The organism is Streptomyces venezuelae (assembly GCF_008642295.1).
GTDB classification, from domain to species: Bacteria; Actinomycetota; Actinomycetes; order Streptomycetales; family Streptomycetaceae; genus Streptomyces; species Streptomyces venezuelae_C.
The window spans coordinates 6,812,745-6,831,600 of sequence record NZ_CP029190.1; the positions used below are offsets into that span (position 1 = coordinate 6,812,745).

Annotated in this window: 17 protein-coding genes; 9 read left to right on the plus strand and 8 right to left on the minus strand. The window is 73.7% G+C overall.

Annotated features, from left to right (window positions below; translation table 11 throughout):
• The first annotated feature begins 212 nt into the window (after positions 1 to 212).
• Positions 213 to 1,274 (plus strand): NUDIX hydrolase, encoded by a 1,062-nt coding sequence (locus tag DEJ50_RS30455; protein WP_150211273.1) that lies wholly within the window; start codon positions 213 to 215, stop codon positions 1,272 to 1,274.
• 9 nt (positions 1,275 to 1,283) lie between these two features.
• Here the strand turns inward: DEJ50_RS30455 and DEJ50_RS30460 are convergent, their stop codons facing one another.
• Both DEJ50_RS30460 and DEJ50_RS30465 read right to left on the minus strand, forming a co-directional pair.
• Complete coding sequence (locus tag DEJ50_RS30460; protein WP_150211274.1) at positions 1,284 to 1,976, minus strand: MBL fold metallo-hydrolase; 693 nt, start codon at positions 1,974 to 1,976, stop codon at positions 1,284 to 1,286.
• A 109-nt stretch (positions 1,977 to 2,085) separates the two neighbouring features.
• Entirely contained in the window at positions 2,086 to 3,450 is a 1,365-nt protein-coding gene (locus DEJ50_RS30465) for a dipeptidase (RefSeq protein ID WP_150211275.1), read from the minus strand.
• Positions 3,451 to 3,728: 278 nt separating this feature from the next.
• On the opposite strand from DEJ50_RS30465, the gene DEJ50_RS30470 reads away from it, so the two are divergent.
• Positions 3,729 to 5,009, plus strand: coding sequence for a geranylgeranyl reductase family protein (locus DEJ50_RS30470; protein ID WP_223838194.1), 1,281 nt, complete (start codon positions 3,729 to 3,731; stop codon positions 5,007 to 5,009).
• Here DEJ50_RS30470 and DEJ50_RS30475 read toward each other — a convergent pair.
• Positions 4,993 to 5,481 carry a nitroreductase/quinone reductase family protein gene (locus tag DEJ50_RS30475; protein ID WP_150211277.1) on the minus strand — a complete coding sequence of 163 codons (489 nt, stop codon included), beginning with the start codon at positions 5,479 to 5,481 and terminating at the stop codon, positions 4,993 to 4,995. The two genes, DEJ50_RS30470 and DEJ50_RS30475, sit on opposite strands and share 17 nt — an antisense overlap.
• 132 nt (positions 5,482 to 5,613) lie before the next feature.
• Between DEJ50_RS30475 and DEJ50_RS30480 the strand changes: the two genes are divergently transcribed.
• Positions 5,614 to 6,321, plus strand: a complete 708-nt coding sequence (locus tag DEJ50_RS30480) for a TetR/AcrR family transcriptional regulator (protein ID WP_150211278.1) — start codon at positions 5,614 to 5,616, stop codon at positions 6,319 to 6,321.
• A gap of 36 nt (positions 6,322 to 6,357) precedes the next feature.
• Here the strand turns inward: DEJ50_RS30480 and DEJ50_RS30485 are convergent, their stop codons facing one another.
• Together DEJ50_RS30485 and DEJ50_RS30490 are read right to left on the minus strand one after the other, a co-directional pair.
• The gene (locus DEJ50_RS30485) at positions 6,358 to 6,609 is read right to left on the minus strand and encodes a DUF6332 family protein (protein ID WP_150211279.1); all 252 of its coding nucleotides are present in this window, start codon (positions 6,607 to 6,609) and stop codon (positions 6,358 to 6,360) included.
• Positions 6,609 to 7,346 (minus strand): maleylpyruvate isomerase family mycothiol-dependent enzyme, encoded by a 738-nt coding sequence (locus DEJ50_RS30490; RefSeq protein WP_150211280.1) that lies wholly within the window; start codon positions 7,344 to 7,346, stop codon positions 6,609 to 6,611. The genes DEJ50_RS30485 and DEJ50_RS30490 overlap by 1 nt, the downstream gene beginning before the upstream one ends.
• 30 nt (positions 7,347 to 7,376) lie before the next feature.
• On the opposite strand from DEJ50_RS30490, the gene DEJ50_RS30495 reads away from it, so the two are divergent.
• Together DEJ50_RS30495 and DEJ50_RS30500 are read left to right on the plus strand one after the other, a co-directional pair.
• Entirely contained in the window at positions 7,377 to 8,081 is a 705-nt protein-coding gene (locus DEJ50_RS30495; protein ID WP_150211281.1) for an alpha-ketoglutarate-dependent dioxygenase AlkB family protein, read from the plus strand.
• Positions 8,082 to 8,177: 96 nt separating this feature from the next.
• Positions 8,178 to 9,410, plus strand: a complete 1,233-nt coding sequence (locus DEJ50_RS30500) for an ROK family protein (protein ID WP_150211282.1) — start codon at positions 8,178 to 8,180, stop codon at positions 9,408 to 9,410.
• Between the two features lie 61 nt (positions 9,411 to 9,471).
• Here DEJ50_RS30500 and DEJ50_RS30505 read toward each other — a convergent pair whose 3' ends face one another.
• Positions 9,472 to 10,002, minus strand: a complete 531-nt coding sequence (locus tag DEJ50_RS30505) for an ATP-binding protein (protein ID WP_150211283.1) — start codon at positions 10,000 to 10,002, stop codon at positions 9,472 to 9,474.
• A gap of 247 nt (positions 10,003 to 10,249) precedes the next feature.
• Between DEJ50_RS30505 and DEJ50_RS30510 the strand changes: the two genes are divergently transcribed.
• The 3 genes from DEJ50_RS30510 (at position 10,250) to DEJ50_RS30520 (ending at position 13,216) form a co-directional block, all read left to right on the plus strand.
• Entirely contained in the window at positions 10,250 to 11,368 is a 1,119-nt protein-coding gene (locus tag DEJ50_RS30510) for a PLP-dependent cysteine synthase family protein (protein WP_150211284.1), read from the plus strand.
• 66 nt (positions 11,369 to 11,434) lie between these two features.
• Positions 11,435 to 12,274 carry a hypothetical protein gene (locus DEJ50_RS30515; RefSeq protein WP_150211285.1) on the plus strand — a complete coding sequence of 280 codons (840 nt, stop codon included), beginning with the start codon at positions 11,435 to 11,437 and terminating at the stop codon, positions 12,272 to 12,274.
• 87 nt (positions 12,275 to 12,361) lie between these two features.
• Positions 12,362 to 13,216, plus strand: coding sequence for a hypothetical protein (locus DEJ50_RS30520; protein ID WP_150211286.1), 855 nt, complete (start codon positions 12,362 to 12,364; stop codon positions 13,214 to 13,216).
• Positions 13,217 to 13,235: 19 nt separating this feature from the next.
• Here DEJ50_RS30520 and DEJ50_RS30525 read toward each other — a convergent pair whose 3' ends face one another.
• The gene (locus DEJ50_RS30525) at positions 13,236 to 13,724 is read right to left on the minus strand and encodes an SRPBCC family protein (protein WP_150211287.1); all 489 of its coding nucleotides are present in this window, start codon (positions 13,722 to 13,724) and stop codon (positions 13,236 to 13,238) included.
• Positions 13,725 to 13,872: 148 nt separating this feature from the next.
• Between DEJ50_RS30525 and DEJ50_RS30530 the strand changes: the two genes are divergently transcribed.
• Entirely contained in the window at positions 13,873 to 16,335 is a 2,463-nt protein-coding gene (locus DEJ50_RS30530) for a hypothetical protein (RefSeq protein ID WP_223837968.1), read from the plus strand.
• Here the strand turns inward: DEJ50_RS30530 and DEJ50_RS30535 are convergent.
• A complete protein-coding gene (locus tag DEJ50_RS30535; RefSeq protein ID WP_150211288.1) occupies positions 16,268 to 18,784 on the minus strand; it encodes a right-handed parallel beta-helix repeat-containing protein in 2,517 nt (838 codons plus the stop codon). The two genes, DEJ50_RS30530 and DEJ50_RS30535, sit on opposite strands and share 68 nt — an antisense overlap.
• Positions 18,785 to 18,856: the final 72 nt, after the last annotated feature.

Genomic DNA, 18,856 nt, shown 5'->3' on the forward strand with positions numbered 1-18,856 from the left:
CGTAACGGGGCTCGGACGGGCGGCGGGAGTGCGGCACGGTGTGTGAACCTCCGGGAAGGGCTGGGAGCAGAGCGGGGACGGGCGGGGACGGGCGGGGACGGGCGGGGCCGGCGACGGCCCCTGACCTTGAGGATAAGCACTCCGCCGGTCATCGGGTTTCCGTGGCAGGGTGTTCCGGGCAAGCCACTGGGGGCATCGGAAGAGGGGTAATCGTGATTGTCTGGATCAACGGCGCCTTCGGCGCCGGGAAGACCAGCACGGCTCGCGAACTGACCGGAATCGTCCCGGACAGCGTCCTGTACGACCCCGCGCTGATCGGCGACGCACTGCGCGCGCTGCTGCCGCGCAAACGGCTCGACGAGGTGGCGGACCATCAGGACCTGCCCAGTTGGCGGCGGCTCGTGGTGGAGACGGCGGCGGCGTTGTTCGCGGAGGTCGGCGGGGTGCTGGTGGTCCCGATGACCCTGCTGCGGCAGGAGCACCGCGACGAGATCTTCGGCGCGCTGGCGGCCCGGCGGATACCGGTCCGGCATGTGCTGCTCGCCCCGGCGGAAACGATCCTGCATGAGCGGATCGCCCGCCGTGAGGAGGCCGGCCGGAGCGACCGGAACGGCCGGAACGGCCAGACCGACCGGACAGGGCGGGCGGCCGACGGGCCCGACAGGCACCTGGCGCCGTACCGGGAGGCCCTGGACTGGCTCACCGCCGATGCGTACGTGGTCGACAACAGCACCCTCACCCCCCGGCAGACGGCCCTGCGGATCGCCGAGGCGATCCGCACGGACACCGCCGCCGTCTGCGAGATCGTGCAGACCCCGGAACCCACCCGCGAGACGGTGGCGGCCGGGGTGCTGCTCTTCGACGCACAGGACCGGGTGCTGCTCGTCGATCCCACGTACAAGCCGGACTGGGAGTTCCCCGGCGGAGTCGTCGAGGCCGGCGAGCCCCCCGCCCGGGCCGGGGTCCGCGAGGTCGAGGAGGAACTCGGCGTCGCACTGGACCGCGCGCCCGGACTCCTCGTGATCGACTGGGAACCGCCGAAGCATCCTGCGTACGGGGGCCTGCGCTTCCTCTTCGACGGTGGACGGCTCCCGGACCGGGCGATCGCCGCCCTCCGGCTGCCCGGGCCGGAGCTGCGGGAATGGCGCTTCGTGACCGAGGAGGAGGCGGCCGGACTGCTGCCGCCCGAGCGCTACGCCCGGCTGCACTGGGCCCTGCGGGCCCGGGAACGGGGCACGGTGCTCAATCTGGAGTCGAGCACCCCCGTTCCCTGAGCCCTGCCCTCACACCGTGGCGTCGGAGGCCGCCTTCAGCGTGGCGGCGGTCTCCGAGGTCAGCGGGTCGCCATGGCCGAAGCAGGCCACCGAGGGGGCCAGAGCGGCCAGGCGGCGGAAGGTGTCCACGGCCCGGGCGCGGTCGACGTTGAAGACGCCCAGCATCACCTGGCCCACCCCCGCCACACAGTCGCCGGTGAACAGCACCCCGTGCGCCGGCAGGTGGACGGCGATGCTGCCCTCGGTGTGGCCGGGCGCGTGGACCACGTACGCGCCGTCCCCGAAGGGGAGTTCCTCGCCGTCCTCCAGCTCGCGGTCCACCCGGGTCGGCGGGGCCTCCGGCACCGTCAGACCGTGCGCGTACAGCGGGACCTCCCAGTCCAGTAGGACCGGTTCGGGGACCGGGGCCTCGCCCCGGATGACGGGCGCGTCCAGACGGTGCGCCAGCACCTCGGCGTTCCAGCGGGCCGCGAGTTCGCCCGCCGCACCGATGTGGTCGCGGTGGCAGTGGGTCAGCACGATCCGCTCCAGCCGCTCGGGCCGCAGGCCGAGGGAACGTATCGCCTCCTCGATGGCGGCGGCCGATCCGACGTTGCCGGAGTCGATCAGGGTCAGCGCCCCCGAGTCCTGCCAGAGATAGGCCTGGCCGATCGGGAAGCGGAGCATGTGGAGCCGGTCCGGGAGCACTTCTACAAGATCCATACCGGCGAACGTACGCACCGCCGCCCGCCCGCAGCACATGACTTCGCCGGGAGCGGAGTACGCCCAGAGCGCAGTGCGCCCTGGGCGTACAAAGCCGGTGCAGGGAACCCTACCGGCGGCTGGATTCCGCGTAGTTGACGAGGAACAGGGCCTCCGCCACCGACAGCCGCTCCAGTTCCTCCGGCGACACGCTCTCGTTCACCGCGTGGATCTGCGCCTCCGGCTCGCTCAGCCCGATCAGCAGCATCTCCGCCTGCGGGTAGAGCGAGGTCAGCGTGTTGCACAGCGGAATTGATCCGCCCATCCCGCTGATCTGCATCTCCTGCCCCGGGTACGCGGCTTCCAGCGCGGCCCGCATCGACGCGTACGCCGGGCTGTCGGTGTCCGCCTTGAACGGCTGCCCCTGGCCGACCACCTCCACCTCCAGCCGCGCCTGCCACGGGGTGTGCGCCACCAGGTGCGCCTCCAGCAGCTTGATGGCCTCCGAGGTGTCCACGCCCGGCGGCACCCGCAGGCTGATCAGCGCGCCCGCGCTCGCGTGCACCGACGGGGTGGCGCCGACCACCGGCGGGCAGTCGATGCCCAGGACGGTGACCGCGGGACGGGACCACAGCCGGTCCGCGATCGAGCCCGCGCCGATCAGCTCGACCCCGTCCAGCACCTTCGCGTCGGCCCGGAAGTCGGCCTCCGGGTACTGGAGCCCCTCCCAGACCGCATCCGAGGCGAGCCCGTCCACGGTGGTCGAACCGTCCGCCGCGCGCAGCGAGTCCAGTAGCCGGATCAGCGCGGCCAGCGCGTCCGGGGCGGCCCCGCCGAACATGCCGGAGTGCAGGTTCCCGCCCAGGGTGTCGATCTCCACCCGCAGCAGGCACATCCCGCGCAGGGTCGCGGTGACCGTGGGCAGGCCGAGACGGAAGTTGCCGGCGTCGCCGATGACGATGGTGTCGGCGGTCAGCAGCTCCGGGTGGGCCAGCGCGTACTGCTGGAGGCCGCCGGTGCCCTGCTCCTCCGAACCCTCCACGATCACCTTGATGTTCACCGGCACCCCGCCGTTGGCCTTCAGGGCCCGCAGCGCCAGCAGGTGCATGATGAACCCGCCCTTGCAGTCCGCGGCGCCGCGGCCGTACCAGCGGCCGTCCCGCTCGGTCAGCTCGAAGGCCGGGGAGATCCAGGCGGCATCGTCCAGCGGCGGCTGCACGTCGTAGTGCGCGTAGAGCAGGACGGTCGGCGCCCCGGCCGGTCCGGGCAGGAAACCGTACACGGACTGGGTGTCGTCCGGGGTGTCGAGCAGGGCCACGTCCTGGAAGCCCTCGGCGCGCAGCGCGTCCGCCACCCAGTTCGCCGCGCCCTCGCTCTCGCTCTTCGGGAACTGGGCCCAGTCCGCCACCGACTGGAAGGCCACCAGCTCCGTCAGCTCCGACTTGGCACGGGGCATCAGCGAGGCGATGGTCTCGGCGATCGGGTTGGGCGACATGGGCACGCTCCTCTTGGGTGCGACGTTGTGATACGTAGCCGGGTACGGCGGACGACGCGTCCGATCCTCGCACAGCGGGACGGAGCGGCGACTCGCCGTAGGATTTGCCCGGCATCGGAGCAACCGGGTGATCAGGAGCAGCAGCACACGTGAGCAGCGACGACGTACGCGACGGGGCAGGGCAGGCGGGGGACGAGGGGACCGGGAGCGCAGCCGGGACCGGGAGCGCAGCCGGGGGTGGCGCCGCAGGGAGCGGTGAGGTCGAGGTCTGGGACGTCGTGGTGGTCGGGGCCGGTCCGGCCGGCGCCTCCGCGGCGCATGCGGCAGCCGTCGCCGGGCGGCGGGTGCTGCTGCTGGAGAAGGCCGAGCTGCCGCGTTACAAGACCTGCGGAGGAGGCATCATCGGCCCCTCGCGGGACTCGCTGCCGCCGGGGTTCGTGCTGCCCCTGCAGGACCGGGTGCATGCCGTCACCTTCTCCATGAACGGCAGGCTGGCCCGCACCCGCCGCTCCAAGCACATGCTGTTCGGACTGGTCAACCGGCCGGAGTTCGACGCCGGGCTGGTGGCGGCGGCCGAGAAGGCGGGTGCCCGGGTGCGGACGGGCACGGCGGTGGCCCGGGTCGAGCAGCACGGCCCGACCGTTCCCGACCGGCGTACGGTCGCGGTGGTCCTCGCGGACGGGGAGACCGTGCTGGCCCGGGCCGTGGTCGGTGCGGACGGCAGCGCGAGCCGGATCGGCGCCCATGTCGGGGTGGAGATGGGCCAGGTGGACCTCGGCCTGGAGGCGGAAATCCCGGTTCCGCGGACGGTGGCCGCGGACTGGAAGGGCCGGGTCCTCATCGACTGGGGCCCGCTGCCCGGCAGTTACGGATGGGTCTTCCCCAAGGGCGACACCCTCACGGTGGGGGTCATCTCGGCGCGCGGGGACGGCGCCGCGACCAAGCGCTATCTGGAGGACTTCATCGCCCGGCTGGGGCTGGCGGGGTTCGAGCCCGCCATCTCCTCGGGGCATCTGACCCGCTGCCGGACGGAGGCTTCGCCGCTTTCGCGCGGCCGGGTCCTGGTCGCGGGAGACGCGGCGGGGCTGCTGGAGCCGTGGACCCGGGAGGGCATCTCCTTCGCGCTGCGCTCCGGGCGGCTGGCGGGGGAGTGGGCCGTACGGATCGCCGAGGCGCAGGATGCGGTGGACGCCCGGCGGCAGGCCCTGAACTACGCCTTCGCGATCAAGGCCGGGCTGGGTGTGGAGATGGCGGTCGGGCGGCGGATGCTGACCGCCTTCGAGGCCCGGCCGGGGCTGTTGCACGCGGTGATCACCGGTCTGCGGCCGGCCTGGCGGGCCTTCGCCCGGATCACCCGGGGCTCCACCACGCTGGGCGAGCTGGTGCGCACGTACCCGCTGGCCCGCAAGGCGCTCCAGCTGCTGGACGGACGGCAGGCGCGCGCGGAGCAGGGCGCCCGGGCCACGGTGGGCCGGGAGGGGCCTGACCAGGACGGACCCGAGGACACGGGGCGGGAGCAGGAAGGGCGGCGGCAGGGGCCGGTCAGTCCGACACCGTGATGCGGAAGACCGGGTGGTCGGGGGTGGCGGCGAGCAGGTCCGCGTCGGAGGAGTCCGCGGTCACCCCCTTGAAGAACCGGTTGACCTCCCAGCCCCACTTCTTCAGATAGCCGCGCAGGACGACGGCCTTCTCGGCGGGGTCGGTCAGCTCGACGGCGGTGAAGGTGCGGACCTTGCGGCCCACCCGCAGCTCACCGCCGCCGGCGACCCGCATGTTCCGGACCCACTGGGAGTGGCCGCGCGCCGAGACCAGGTACCGGGCGCCGGAGTGGACGTAGGGGTTGACCGGGATGCGCTGCATGGTCCCGGAGGACCGGCCGCGTACGGAGAGCTCGGCGCTGCCGGCCAGGCTGATCCCGAGCCGGGCCAGCTTGCCGATGAGGGAGTTGAGGCCGAGGTCGAACCGGTTGGCCTTGGCGTAGTAGTGCGGGCTGTGCGAGCTGTGCGAACTGTTCGGGCTGCCGGCAGTCATGATCTTCTCCCAAATCGGTGATCGGTGATCGCTGATCCATTTGGAGAGCGGTGCTCTCGCTTGAGATCAGTGTGCACGGATCGCTGCATCAATTCAAGAGCAGTGCTCTCTCTTCATGGCATACTGAACGGTATGAACACCGTGCGAGGCGCCCGGGAACGGGCCCGAATCGAGGTCACCGCAGCCATCAAGGACGAGGCGCGCCGTCGGCTGGCCGACGAGGGAGCCGCGAAACTGTCGCTGCGCGCGGTCGCCCGCGAGCTCGGCATGGTCTCCTCGGCCCTGTACCGCTACTTCCCCAGCCGGGACGACCTGCTCACCGCCCTGATCATCGATGCGTACGACAGCGTCGGCGCGGCGGCCGAGGCCGCCCTGGCCGACACCGCGGGGGCGGCCCCCCGCGACCGCTGGACCGCCGTGTGCGCGTCCGTCCGCACCTGGGCGCTGGCCCACCCGCACGAGTACGCCCTCATCTACGGCTCTCCGGTCCCCGGCTACAGCGCCCCTCAGGACACGGTCGGCCCGGCCTCCCGGGTCGCCAACACCCTCATCGCCATCCTCCGCGAGGCCCACGCCGGCCCCGGCCTCGCCCTGCCGCCCCTGCCCGGAGAACTCCGCGCCGAAGCCACCCGGATGACCGAGACCTTCGCCCACGGCCTGCCGCCCCAGGTGACGGCGGCCCTGGTGGCGGCCTGCGCCCAGCTCGTCGGCCTGATCTCCTTCGAACTGTTCGGCCAGTTCCAGGGCGTGGTCGCACCATCGGAACGCGACCGCTTCTTCACCCACAACACGACCCGCCTCGCCCACGAGGTGGGCCTCCCGGCCGTACCGGCACCCTGACCTCCGGCGCCGCCTCCTCCGCCTCCGCGCCCCCGCCTACCCGCCGTCGTTCTCCGGCCAGCGGGCGAAGCGCCACAGCAGGTGGGCGGCGCGCAGGGCGAACACCGCCGCCGCCAGGACGCCGCCGGCCGTCGTCAGGACCCGCTCCAACCGGTGCGGCAGCTCGAACAGCAACGCCGGCCCCGCCACCGCGCCGAACACCAGTGCCGCCGCAAACGCCCCGCTGAACACGGCGTAGCCGATCTCGACGGTGATGGCGTCCCGGTCGGCCTGGCTCCGGCGCCCCATCAGATCTCCGAGGTCTCGTTCCAGAGCCGGGCCAGGGCGTGGTCGCCCGTCACCGCGGGCCCCTCCAGGGGGATCCGGTTCCACAGTGCCGCGTACAGCCAGGCCGCCTCGGCGGTCACCTCGCAGTCGGCCCGGCCCGCATCGTCCAGGACCGTGCGCGGCGGCTCGGCCGACAGGTGCACCGACCACACCGCGCCCGTGTCGGCGGCCCGGATCCGCAGCAGCCGCGGCTCGGGCGTCCGTACCCGGCTCCGGCCGCGCGCATGGAAGCCGGTCAGCAGCTCGTCCACGCCGTCCTCCGCGAACGCCGGTTCCACCGGCCCGAATCCGTGCCCCAGCGCCGATTCCGCGTCCAGGCGGTGGATCGCCGTCTCATGCGCCTGCCGGCGCGCCCAGAAGCCCAGCGGGGTGGGGGCGGTGGGCAGGAAGCTCCAGCACTGTACGTCCGCCGGGGCTTCGGACAGCACCCGCACCAGATCCGCATGCCCCTCCCGGAACCAGGCCAGCAGCTCCGCCCCGGTGAACTCCGGCCCGCCCGGGATCGGCATCGGTTCCGCATGCCCCTCGGCGACATAGCTCGTCGCCCACCGGTGGACCGCCCCGGTGTGCTGCAGCAGATCGGCCATCCGCCACCCCGGGCAGGTCGGGACCGGGGCCGACGTCCCCGCCCGCTCGGCCGCCTCGGCCAGCAGCTCGCCGTCCCGCTCCAGCGTCTTCAGGTACTCGGAGATCTCCATGCGCGGCAGTGTGTCACGCACCATGGAGGGGTGGACGAGGAATTGTTCGAGCTGTTCCCCCGGGTGCGTACGGAGATCGCGCCGGGCGCGGTGCACGTGCCCGACTGGCTGGCGCCGGACCGCCAGCGGGAGCTGGTGGAGGCCTGCCGGGCCTGGGCGCGCCCGCCGGCCGGGCTGCGTACGGTACGGACCTCCGGCGGCGGCACCATGACCGCCCGCCAGGTGTGCCTCGGGCTCCACTGGTACCCGTACGGATACGCGACCACCGCCGTGGACGGGGACGGCGCCCCCGTGAAGCCGATGCCCCGGTGGCTGGCGGAACTGGGCCGGGCCGCGGTCGGTGCGGCGTACGAGGGGAGCAGCGCGGAGCCGGCCCGGTACGACATCGCGCTGGTCAACTTCTACGAGGCCGGCGCCCGGATGGGCATGCACCGGGACGCCGAGGAGAAGTCCGGCGCCCCGGTCGTCTCGCTCAGCCTCGGCGACACCTGTGTCTTCCGGTTCGGCAACACGGCCTCGCGAGGCCGCCCGTACCGTGACGTGGAGCTGCGCAGCGGGGATCTGTTCGTGTTCGGCGGGCCGTCGCGGCTCGCCTACCACGGGGTGCCGAAGGTGTACGCGGGCACCGCGCCCCCGGCCCTCGGGCTGACCGGCCGCCTCAATCTCACCCTGCGGGTCGGCGGACTCGACCGCAGCGGGCTCGGCCGGCCCGGCCGACCCGGCCGACCCGGCTGACCCGGCCGGCCCGGCCGACCCGGCTGACCCGGCCGGCCCGGCCGACTCGGCGGCCTGGAATCCGGCCCCTGCGCCGATCATGGGAGGATCGCCTCTATGAACGGCATCGGCAACGGCAGTACGGCCTCCACGCGCAGCAAGCTGGAGCGGGGCCGCGGCGCCCTCGGGCCGGCGCTGGAGCTGGTGCACACCGGCAGGGCCCCGACCCGGGCCGTGCTCACCGCCGAGCTCGGGGTGACCCGGGCCACTGCCGGAGCCGTCGCCGCCGAACTCGAAGCCCTGGGCCTGATCCGGGTCGACTCCCGTCCCCGCGGCGCGGGCGGCGCCCAGGGCCGGCCCTCGCACCGCCTGTCCGTCGACGAGAACGGCCCGGTGGTGCTGGCGGCCCAGATCCACCCGGACGGGTTCCGGGCGGCGCTGGTCGGACTCGGCGGCCGGATCGTGGCCACCGCGCCCGGCCGGACGGTCTCGGCGGACCCGGCGACCGTGCTTGCCGCGGTGGTGGACGCGGGCGCGGCCCTGCTGGCCGAGAGCGGCCGTCGCTGCGTGGGCGCGGGGCTGGCCGTGCCCTCCGCGATCGCCGAGCCCGAGGGCACGGCGCTCAACCCGCTGCACCTGTCCTGGCCGGCCGGCTCCCCGGTCCGGACCGTATTCGAGCAGTGTGTGAAGGCGGCCGGAATCGACGGCCCGGCCCTCACCGGCAACGACATCAACCTGGCCGCACTGGCCGAGCACCGGCACGGCGCCGGGCGCAGCGCCCAGCACCTGCTGTGCGTGGCCACCGGCCACCGTGGGGTCGGCGGGGCGCTGGTCCTGGACGGCCGCCTGCACAGCGGGAGTTCCGGCCTGGCCCTGGAGGTCGGCCATCTGACCGTGAACCCGGAAGGCAGGCCCTGCCACTGCGGGAGCCGCGGCTGCCTGGACGTGGAGGCCGATCCGCTGGCCTTCCTGACCGCGGCCGGCCGCACCCCGGGACCGGAGGTGTCGCTGCTCCAGCAGGCCCGCGATCTGTTGCGCGTGGAGTACGCGGATCCGGCCGTCCGGGCCGCCGCCGAGGAGATCGTCGACCGGCTCGGGCTCGGTCTGGCCGGGCTGGTGAACATCCTCAACCCGGACCGGATCATCCTGGGCGGCCTGCACCGGGAGCTGCTGCACGCCGATCCGGAGCGGCTGCGGGCGGTGGTCGCGGACCGCAGCCTGTGGGGGCGGAGCGGGGGAGTCCCGATCCTGCCGTGCACGCTGGACCACAACAGCCTGGTGGGCGCGGCCGAACTGGCCTGGCAGCCGGTGCTGGACGATCCCCTGGGGACGCTGGGCCCGGTCGCCTGAAGGGGCGGTGCGGGGCGCGGCGGGGCCGGGGCGGTGGCCGCGGCCCGGCGGGGCTCCGCGGTCAGCCCGGCGGGGCCGGGGCAGGGGCCGTGGCCGTCGCGATCCGGCGTACGAAATCAGTGGTCGGGGCATCGACCAGCGGGCTCGGCGCGGTCGCCTGGAGGCGGACCGGGCGCAGCGGTGGGGCCGGCGGGTCCGCGGCGTGCAGGGAGAACCAGACCATCTTCCCGGCGATGCCCTCCAGGTGCTGGGCGCCCCAGTTCTCACTCACCGCCTCGACCAGCGCGAGCCCGCGTCCGCAGGTTTCCAGCGGATCGGCCGCTTTCAGGACCGGCAGGCGGGGGTCGTTGTCGTGCACCGAGACGGTGAGCCGGCCCAGGCGCAGCTCGATCTCGACCGTACAGCTCTTGTCCGGCTGTGCATGGCGGTGGACGTTGCTCAGGAGCTCCGTCACGCCGAGCGAGGCCCGGTCTATGAGCGGATCCAGCTGCCAGTGGCGCAATTGCGCGGAGACGATGCGGCGGACCTGGCCGATCCGCGACGGCACGGCCTGCAACTCGACGGTGCAGTGCCTGCGAGAAGGACTGATCACGGCTGCGACTCCCCGACATGAGTGTTACGGGTGCTGCACCCTCTGTGACGCGGTACCAGGGTCACCCCGCGCCGCCCCGTGCGCAACCGAAAGCCTGTCCGGAAGGCCCGGCCGAATGCCTGACCGGCACCCTGACCGAATGGCTGACCGAAAGCCCTCCGCATAGATCCCCAAAGTGACTGTTTGTGCAGGTGGCAGAGGTACATTGCGAAGGAATGGGCGCACCGGACAGCAAGGAGCACGGCAGATGAGCACCACCGGCACCACCCTCGATGTGGACCGCAGCGACGCGGACTACCGGGCCTGGCTGAAAGAAGCCGTCCGGAAGGTCCAGGCAGACGCCAACCGCTCCGCGGACACCCACCTGCTGCGCTTCCCGCTGCCCGAAGCGTGGGGCATCGACCTCTACCTGAAGGACGAGTCCACCCATCCCACGGGCTCGCTCAAGCACCGCCTCGCCCGGTCGCTCTTCCTCTACGCCCTGTGCAACGGGTGGGTCCGGCCGGGCCGGCCGGTCATCGAGGCGTCCTCCGGTTCGACGGCGGTCTCCGAGGCGTACTTCGCCAAGCTGATCGGGGTGCCGTTCGTCGCCGTGATGCCGCGGACCACCAGCCCGGAGAAGTGCCGGCTGATCGAATTCCACGGCGGCGCATGCCACTTCGTGGACGATCCGATGCGGGTGTACGAGGAGTCGGCCGCGCTCGCACAGCGCACCGGCGGCCACTACATGGACCAGTTCACCTATGCCGAGCGGGCCACGGACTGGCGCGGCAACAACAACATCGCAGAATCGATGTACCAGCAGCTCCGGCTGGAGCGGTACCCCGAACCGGCCTGGATCGTGGCCACCGCCGGCACCGGCGGCACCTCCGCGACCATCGCCCGGTACGTGCACTACATGCAGCACGACACCCGGGTCTGTGTGCCGGACCCGGAGAACTCCGTGTTCTTCGAGGGCTGGACGACCGACAACCCGGACGCCACCACCGACTGCGGCTCCCGGATCGAGGGCATCGGCCGTCCGCGGATGGAACCGAGCTTCGTGCCGGGGGCGATCGACCGGATGATGAAGGTTCCGGACGCGGCCAGCGTGGCCGCCTGCCGCGCGCTGGAAACGGCCATCGGCCGCAAGGCGGGCGGCTCGACCGGCACCGGCCTGTGGAGCGCACTCAAGATCGTCTCCGAGATGGTGGCGGAGGGCCGCAAGGGCAGCGTGGTCACGCTGCTGTGCGACCCGGGCGAGCGCTACCTGGACAAGTACTACGCGGACGACTGGCTGGCGGCCCAGGGCCTGGACATCGCCCCGTACGCAAAGACCATCGACACCCTGCTGACGACGGGGGTCTGGCGCGAACCGGGCGCCTGAACCCGGCCCGACGCGCCGGGGGTATCGTTCGCGCTCGTATACGGACTGTGAGGGGCGGGGCGGGGCATGAGGGCGGTTCGAGCGGCTGCGGCCGTGGCGGTGCTGATGGCGGTCACGATGGGCGCGGCCGGATGCGCGAAGTCGGAGGTGGTCGAGCGGAACTCCGAGGCCGCAGCCGCCGCGGGGCAGCAGCTCGACCGGATGGCGGAGGCGGTGCGTAAGGCCGGGCCGGCCGAGATCAGGGTCACGGCCCGGGGCGAGGAGGGGGCCGGAGGCGAGGAGGACCGCACCGGCCGCTACAGCTGGCACGGTGGGCTCGCGGTCGAGTCCGAGATGTCGATGCCGGAAGGGTCCGGGGCCGGGCTGGACCCCGACGGGCGTACCACCTACCGGTTCGTGCAGGGCAGGTACTACTACCAACTGGGTGCTTCCGTTGGCGGACTGGGCCAGGGGAAGGGCCCGGGCGCGGGCGCGGGCCAGGGCAAAGCCTGGTTCACCCTCGACTTCGGCAGCCTGCGGGGGGAGGCGAAGGGCGGGCCCACGGACGTGGAGCTCGACCCCATGGCCGGACTGGAGCTGCTGAAGGGTGCGACAGGCGTGTCACGGGTCGGTGAGGGCACGCCGCTCGACCGGCGGGCCGTGCACTACAGGGTCGTCACGCCCCAGGGCCGGTACGAGGATGCACTGCGCTCCTTCCGGTTCCCCCAGGGCGCCGGTGAACTCGTCACGGATGTGTGGGTGGACGACCGTAACCTGCCGGTCCGCCTGCGGTACCGGGCGGGCACCACCAACCTCACCCTCGATTTCCTCTCCTTCGGGGTGTCGGGTCCGGTCGAGGCCCCGTCGGCCGCAGACACCACGGATCTGACCGATACGGTCCGGGACGCGCGCAAATCCGGGGCGTGAGGCGAAGGAGTGTGCGAGCCTGCACGGGTAGGGAACTTCGGGCGGGGGCCCGGGGGTTCGGCGTCTCGGTGGTCAGGGGTGGGGGGCATGAAGGCACGCAGTGCGGGCAGTGCGGGGAGGGTTGCGGCCGGGGCCGTGGTCGTGGCGGTGATCGCCGCGGCGACGGCCGGGTGTTCGGACGGGGAGCCGGCGAAGAAGGCCGCCGCCGGTGCCGGCGCGCAGGTCGTCGACACCGTCGAGTCGATGGTCGCCACGCTCGGCAAGGCTTCGGACGCGGCGTCCGCGGCCGGCTCGGCCGAGGTCAAGATGACCGTGACCACCCCGGACACCGGCGGCAAGCCGACCACGATGACCGGCACCTACTCGTGGGGCAACGGCCTCGCCATGCAGGCCGAGGTCCCGGCCGCGGACCTTCAGATGCAGGACCTGGTCAGCGACGGCACGATCACCTACCGGATGGTCCAGGGCGCCTACTACTACGAGGTCGACGCGGCGCCCTCCGGCCCCTTCAAGGGCAAGACCTGGCTGAAGGTGGATGCCAGCGCAGTGCTGGGGGAGAAGGGCGTGGCCTCCCTGGAGGGGTCCCAGAACGACCCGACGGCCGGACTGAAGATGGTCAAGTACGCGGCCGGCGTCACCAAGGTCGGCAAGGAGAACGTCCTCGGCAAGGAGGCCGTCCACTACCGCGCCACCATCCCCAAGGACAAACTCGGCGAGAGCGGCGCGGCGTTCACGGCCCTGGGGGGCGGCACCGAACTCGTCACCGACGTCTGGGTGGACGACCAGAACATGCCGGTCCGGCTGAACCAGACCATCGGCGCCATGACCGTCCACACGGACTTCTACTCCTTCGGCGCCGCCAAGGACATCCCGGTCCCGCCGGCGTCGGAGACGGCCGATATGACCGAGGCCTTCAAGGAGGCCAACGGCCGCAAGGTCTGACCCGGAACCCGGAAACCTGTCAGGGGCGGCCCGCGGAGCGGGCCGCCAGCAGGCCGTCCAGGGTACGGACGGCCGTCCGGAAGGAGTGCCCCAGGCCCGGGCGCGCGGCGGTGAGGGCCAGCCGGAACGGCGCAGGGCCGGCCGCCGCGAAGGTCCAGCGGATCCCGGTGCCGGTGCCGTCCGGGGTGAGCCGCCACTCCTCCAGCAGGGCCTGCACCCCGGGTGCGTTGGTCTCGTCCACCCGGTAGGCGTACCGCTGTTCCGGATCCGCGGCCATGATCGTCTCCTGGAAGCGGACCCCGCCCTTCAGCCGGACCTCGCGGCCGGCCCCGCCATGGGTCGGCCGGGCCAGGGTCACCGCCTTGAACCATCGCGGCCAGCCCGTCACATCCTCCGCCAGCGCCTGGTACACCGCCTCCGGCGCGGCCGTCGTCCGGGTCGTGAAGACCAGCCGGACCGGGGCGGTTTCGGTGAAATCGAGCCCGACGGGGCGGAGTGCGCGAGCCATGGCCAGTGCTCCTCGTGCGGTGGGGCGGAGGATTCCGCCGAATGGGTGCGGACACCTTAACTGGCGGGGCGTCAGATGTCTCCGGCAGGCCCGGAACGGGCAGAGAGCCGGCAGAGACCGACGGTCCGTTCCGGAGGGAGCCGCCGCCTTGACCACCGCACCCGAACCACCCCCCGTGCCGGCACCGCTCGCCCTCGAACTCCTGGTGCACGGGGTGGCCGGTGCCGCTCCCGAAGAACTGCTCGGCGATCCCCGCACCGTCCGCATCACCGGGGACTCCACCGCCGCCGTGTTCCGCCGCACCGAGGACGCCGACGCCGAGGCACATCCCGAGCGGTACGCCGGCCGGCCAGTCCCCGAGGCCTACTGCTGGTCGCGGCTCACCTCCGGGAACGGGACCCGGGCGCTGTGGCTGCTGCTCCTGCCCTTCATGGTGGTCAACCTCGCGCACTGGGCCCGGCCCCCGGCACCGGCCGGAGCGGCCCGCGCCGGGCGTGCAGACCGCGCCGTTCGCGGGTATGGCGTCCTGGTCCGGCTCGTCGCCCTCAGCCTGACCGTGCTGCTCATCGCCGCCGCCTGCGAGGTCGCGCTCGACCTGATCGCCTGGCAGTGCGCCGCCTCACCGCACTGCACGGACTCCCGCTCCTGGCTGGGCTTCCTCGCGGACACCGAACCCGGCCGCCGGCTCGCGCTCGCCGCCCTGGTGCCGGCCGGGCTGACCGGACTGCTCTGGTACCTGTCCAACCGCACCTGGAGCGCGTACGAGTCCCAGCCCCCGCCGCCCACCGGAGGCACCGACCCCGACCTCGACGACGGCACTCCGGCGCTCGGCCGGCCCGGATTCTGGTACGGGCGCCGCCTGGTGGCCCGGCTCCGCGCCGCGCACACCGCCGCCGGACTGCTCACCGTTGCCGCGGCGATCACCGTACCGACCGCCGCGTACGACCGGCGGACCGGCGGCACGGCCGAGCTGGTGGGCGGATGTGCGCTGGCGGGGGTGGCCGCCGGTGCCGCCACCGTGCTCTGGGTGGTCTGCCGGCGCGGCCGGACCGAGTCGCGGCTCGACCTGAGGCTCGACCGGGCCGTGGTCACCCTGCTGCCCGGCTGCGCCCTCGCCCTGCTGGTGCTGTGCGCGGGCTACACCTGCTGGTCCCGGCCCGGCTGGACTGCCACCGGCCGGCTCCCCGGAGACCTCGGCTTCGGCCTGCTGATGCTCGCCCAGGGCGGCTGCGCGCTGGCCCTCGCGGCGGTGGCGGTACGGCTGCGCCGCCACACCGCCGCCGCGGGCCGTCCGGCGGCGCCGGCCGCCCTCGGCGGGCTCGGCGGTCCCGCCGTCGCCCTGCTGGGCTGTGCACTGGGCGGAGTGATGTCCGGCGGAGTGGCCCAGCGGGTCGCCGACTGGCTCGACGGCGGAGCCACCCCCGGCATGTACGCCGCCGATGCCGCCGATGCCGCCGCCGCACTGCCCGGCCCGCCGGTCCTGCTGTCCTGGCAGGCCGCCGTACTGCCCCCGCTGCTGCTCGCCCTGCTCCTGCTGGCCGTGCGGTTCGGGGTGCGCGGCGCAGTCGCCCGGCGCCGGATCGCCGCCACCGTCGCGGCCGAATACCCGGGCGAGGGCTACGACAAGGCCCGCAGCCGGCAGATCGGCGGGGCCCGTGCCACCGCCGCCCTCACCGACTCCACGCCCTGGTTCGTGGCCGCCGTCTCCGGGCTGACCCTGCTGCTCGGAGCGGTCGCCCTGGCCGGAGCCCGGCTCACCGGCCAGGTCCCCGGCGAGGCGGCCCGGGACGCCCATCCGCTGGTGGCCGCCGCTGCCCGGGCCGCCCAGGACAGCGGCTCCTGGCTGATCGGCCTCGGGTTCCTGCTCTTCGTCGGCTGGGGACGGCGCGCCTACCGCGACGCAGGCGCCCGCCGCACCATCGGCATCCTCTGGGACGTCGGCACCTTCTGGCCGCGGGCCGCCCACCCCTTCGCCCCGCCCTGTTACGCCGAGCGGGCCGTGCCCGACCTGACCTGGCGGATGACCGGCTGGACCGGCCGGACCGGCGGCCGGCTCGTCCTCTCCGGCCATTCCCAGGGCAGCGTGCTGGCAGCCGCCGCCGTATGGCAGCTGCCCCCGGCCGTCCGGCGCCGGGTGGCCCTGCTCACCTACGGCTCCCCGCTGGCCCGCCTCTACGGCCACTGGTTCCCCGCCTACTTCGGCCCGGCCGACCTGTCCGCCCTGCACCGGGAAGTGGACTGCTGGCGCAACCTGTGGCGGGCCACCGACCCGATCGGTGGCCCCGTGCTCCCCGGTGTCGACGGCGCAATGCTGGCCGACCCGCTCGCCTACGGGCGTACCGAACGGCACCCGCTGCCCGCGCCGATCCTCGGCCACGCCGACTACCAGGCGGACCCGGCCTTCGCCGCCGAACGCGATGCCCTGCTGGCCAGGCTGGCCCGGCGGGCCGAACCAGAGCCCCCGGAGACCACGGCCCTGCCGGCCCCGCGCATCCCACCGCCCGTACCGAGGTCCGTACCGGGGCCCGGCCGGCCCGGCGGGCTCAGCAAGGAGCCGCCAGACCGGAGAGACCCGACCGATTTGGCAGGTCCTCCGGGAACAACAGGGTGAGCTCGTCGGTCCCGGCCTCGGACAGCTGGGCCACCCGCCCGGCATGCCGCTCGACCATCGACTCGAAGGTCTGCCGGGCGGTCCGGCCGTTGCCGAAGGCGGGCCCCTTGGGCAGCTCGGTGAAGTACCCCAGCAGGGCCTCACGGGTGCCCAGGCCCAGCCGGTACTCGTGCTCCTCCGCCTGCTGTTCGACGATCCGCAGCAGTTCCTCCGGCCCGTAGTCGCCGAAGGTGATGGTCCGGGAGAACCGCGAGGCCACACCAGGGTTGACGGTCAGGAAACGCTCCATCTCGGCCGTGTACCCGGCGACGATGACGACCACCGCGTCCCGGTGGTCCTCCATCAGCTTCACCAGCGTGTCGATGGCCTCCCGGCCGAAGTCCCGGCCCGAGTCCTCCGGTGCCAGGGCGTACGCCTCGTCGATGAACAGCACCCCGCCGCGGGCCCGTTCGAAGGCCTCCTGGGTGCGGATCGCCGTGGAACCGATGTGCTCGCCGACCAGGTCCACCCGGGACACCTCCACCAGGTGGCCGCGTTCCAGCACCCCGAGGGAGGCGAGGATCTCCCCGTACAGCCGGGCCACGGTGGTCTTGCCGGTGCCGGGGGAGCCGGTGAAGACCAGATGCCGGCGGACCGAGGCCGCCTTCAGGCCCGCCTGCTGCCGCCGGCGCCCGACCTCGATCATGTCCGTCAGCGCCCGCACCTCGCGCTTCACGCTGTCCAGTCCCACCAAGGCGTCGAGCTGCCCCAGGACTTCCGAGGACCCGCGCCCGGCCGGCTCCCGCCCGGCGGCTCCGGCAGGTCCGGTGGCCCCGGCGGGATACGCCGTTACGGCCGGGCCCGTCACCCCGGCCGCCCGCGCCCCGGCCGGCGCCGGCACCGCCTCCCGGGCGGGCGCGGGCAGCGGTGCCGCATCGTGCACGGAGACCCGCCCCTCCCCGGTCCCGGCCGCCCCCGGCAGGCCCAGGACCCCCGGGCGCTGCGGCAGTTCGTCGCCGGTGCACTCCAGGACGACCGGGCCGTCCTCCGCGAACTCGTACCCCCCGCGCGCACACCGCTCGGTGCGGCAGCCGGTCAGCGCCGTACGGCAGCCGTCGATGACATGGAAGCCGAAGCCGCTGCTCCCGGTCACCCGGCAGTCGGTGAAACTGCCCCGCCCGCCGGCGGACACGTAGAACCCGGCTTCCACCGCCGAGCCGACCGCGCACCGCTCCACCACCGGATCGGCGCCCTTGGTGACGATCACCCCGGTCTGCACCGCGTCCACGGTGCAGTCCGTGAGGCCACCGCCGCTGCCGTGGTCGCGGAACCAGGCACCGGTCGCGGCCTCCCGGATCCGGCAGTCGGCCAGGTTGGCGGTGGCCCCGTCGCTGACCGAGACGGCGGTCCGGGCGACCTGGGAGAGGTCGCTGTCGACCACGTCGGCGCTCGAACCCCGGTCCAGGACGAACAGGGCGTCCGGTACGTCGTGCACCCGGCAGGAGTCCAGGGCGGCCGAGGCACCGTCGCTGATCCAGACCGCCGGGTAGTCGCCGGTGCTGTCGTGGATCTCGCAGGACTCGGCGTTCACCCGGGTTCCCGGGTCCCACACGGACAGGCCGTTGCGGCCGAACCGGCGGATCGTGGTGCGGCTGAGCGTGAGCACGGAACGGGAGCGCAGGTCCACCGCGTTCTCGGGGAGGTCGTGGATGTCGCAGCCGTCCAGGGCGAGGACGGCATCGGTGTCCAGGGTGATCCCGTCGGAGGTGGTGCGGTGCACCGAGCAGTCGGTGAACCGGGCCGCGGCGCGGGCCGCGATCTGCACCCCGGTGCCCTTGATCTCGTACACCTCGCAGCCCAGCGCCTCCAGCCCGGAGCCCTCTCCGGTGACGGCGATGCCCGCTCCGCTGCTGTGGTGGATTCGGCAGCGCTCCAGGCGGGGATGTCCGCCGCCGCGCACCGAGAGCCCGGTCTGCCCGGAGGCGACCACCTCGCACTCCTCGAAGACCCCGCCGCCGCCGTCGAGCACCGCGATACCCACCCCGGACGGGTTCTCCACCGTGCAGCGGCGCACCACGGGCCGGGCCCCGCCGCGGACTTCGATGCCGGCCGCCGACCGGGTGCTGACCCGCAGGTCGGTCAGCTCGGGGGCGCCGTCCTCGACGAGCAGCGCGGGCGCCGCCCGGTCCTGCCCCTCCAGGTGCAGGTCCTGGACGACGGCCGAGGCGTACACGGTCAGGGCCACCCCGTCGGCCGGGGCGATCCGCACCGATCCGACCGAGCCCTCCGGCCCGCGGAGGGTGACGGCATGACGCAGCACCAGGTTCTCCCGGTACGTGCCGGGCGCGATGGACAGGACGTCGCCGTCCCCCGCCGCGGCGAGGGCGGCGGCCAGCGTCGGATATTCCCCGGAGCGGCGCCGCCACCGGGAGGTCCCGCCGTGCGTCACCTGGACCGTGCCCTGAGCCATGGTGCTGTCGTGCCCCCACCTTCGTCCTCGCGCGGCCGAAGCGGCCGTTCCGGCTGCATTGCCGTCCGCCGG

Bases quoted from the DNA above. Each gene is read 5' to 3' on its own strand.
- DEJ50_RS30460 (WP_150211274.1), bottom strand. From the start codon at position 1,976: ATGGATCTTGTAGAAGTGCTCCCGGACCGGCTCCACATGCTCCGCTTC.
- DEJ50_RS30480 (WP_150211278.1), top strand. From the start codon at position 5,614: ATGAACACCGTGCGAGGCGCCCGGGAACGGGCCCGAATCGAGGTCACC.
- DEJ50_RS30520 (WP_150211286.1), top strand. From the start codon at position 12,362: ATGAAGGCACGCAGTGCGGGCAGTGCGGGGAGGGTTGCGGCCGGGGCC.
- DEJ50_RS30490 (WP_150211280.1), bottom strand. From the start codon at position 7,346: ATGGAGATCTCCGAGTACCTGAAGACGCTGGAGCGGGACGGCGAGCTG.
- DEJ50_RS30510 (WP_150211284.1), top strand. From the start codon at position 10,250: ATGAGCACCACCGGCACCACCCTCGATGTGGACCGCAGCGACGCGGAC.
- DEJ50_RS30525 (WP_150211287.1), bottom strand. From the start codon at position 13,724: ATGGCTCGCGCACTCCGCCCCGTCGGGCTCGATTTCACCGAAACCGCC.
- DEJ50_RS30465 (WP_150211275.1), bottom strand. From the start codon at position 3,450: ATGTCGCCCAACCCGATCGCCGAGACCATCGCCTCGCTGATGCCCCGT.
- DEJ50_RS30535 (WP_150211288.1), bottom strand. From the start codon at position 18,784: ATGGCTCAGGGCACGGTCCAGGTGACGCACGGCGGGACCTCCCGGTGG.
- DEJ50_RS30515 (WP_150211285.1), top strand. From the start codon at position 11,435: ATGAGGGCGGTTCGAGCGGCTGCGGCCGTGGCGGTGCTGATGGCGGTC.
- DEJ50_RS30485 (WP_150211279.1), bottom strand. From the start codon at position 6,609: ATGGGGCGCCGGAGCCAGGCCGACCGGGACGCCATCACCGTCGAGATC.
- DEJ50_RS30500 (WP_150211282.1), top strand. From the start codon at position 8,178: ATGAACGGCATCGGCAACGGCAGTACGGCCTCCACGCGCAGCAAGCTG.
- DEJ50_RS30475 (WP_150211277.1), bottom strand. From the start codon at position 5,481: ATGACTGCCGGCAGCCCGAACAGTTCGCACAGCTCGCACAGCCCGCAC.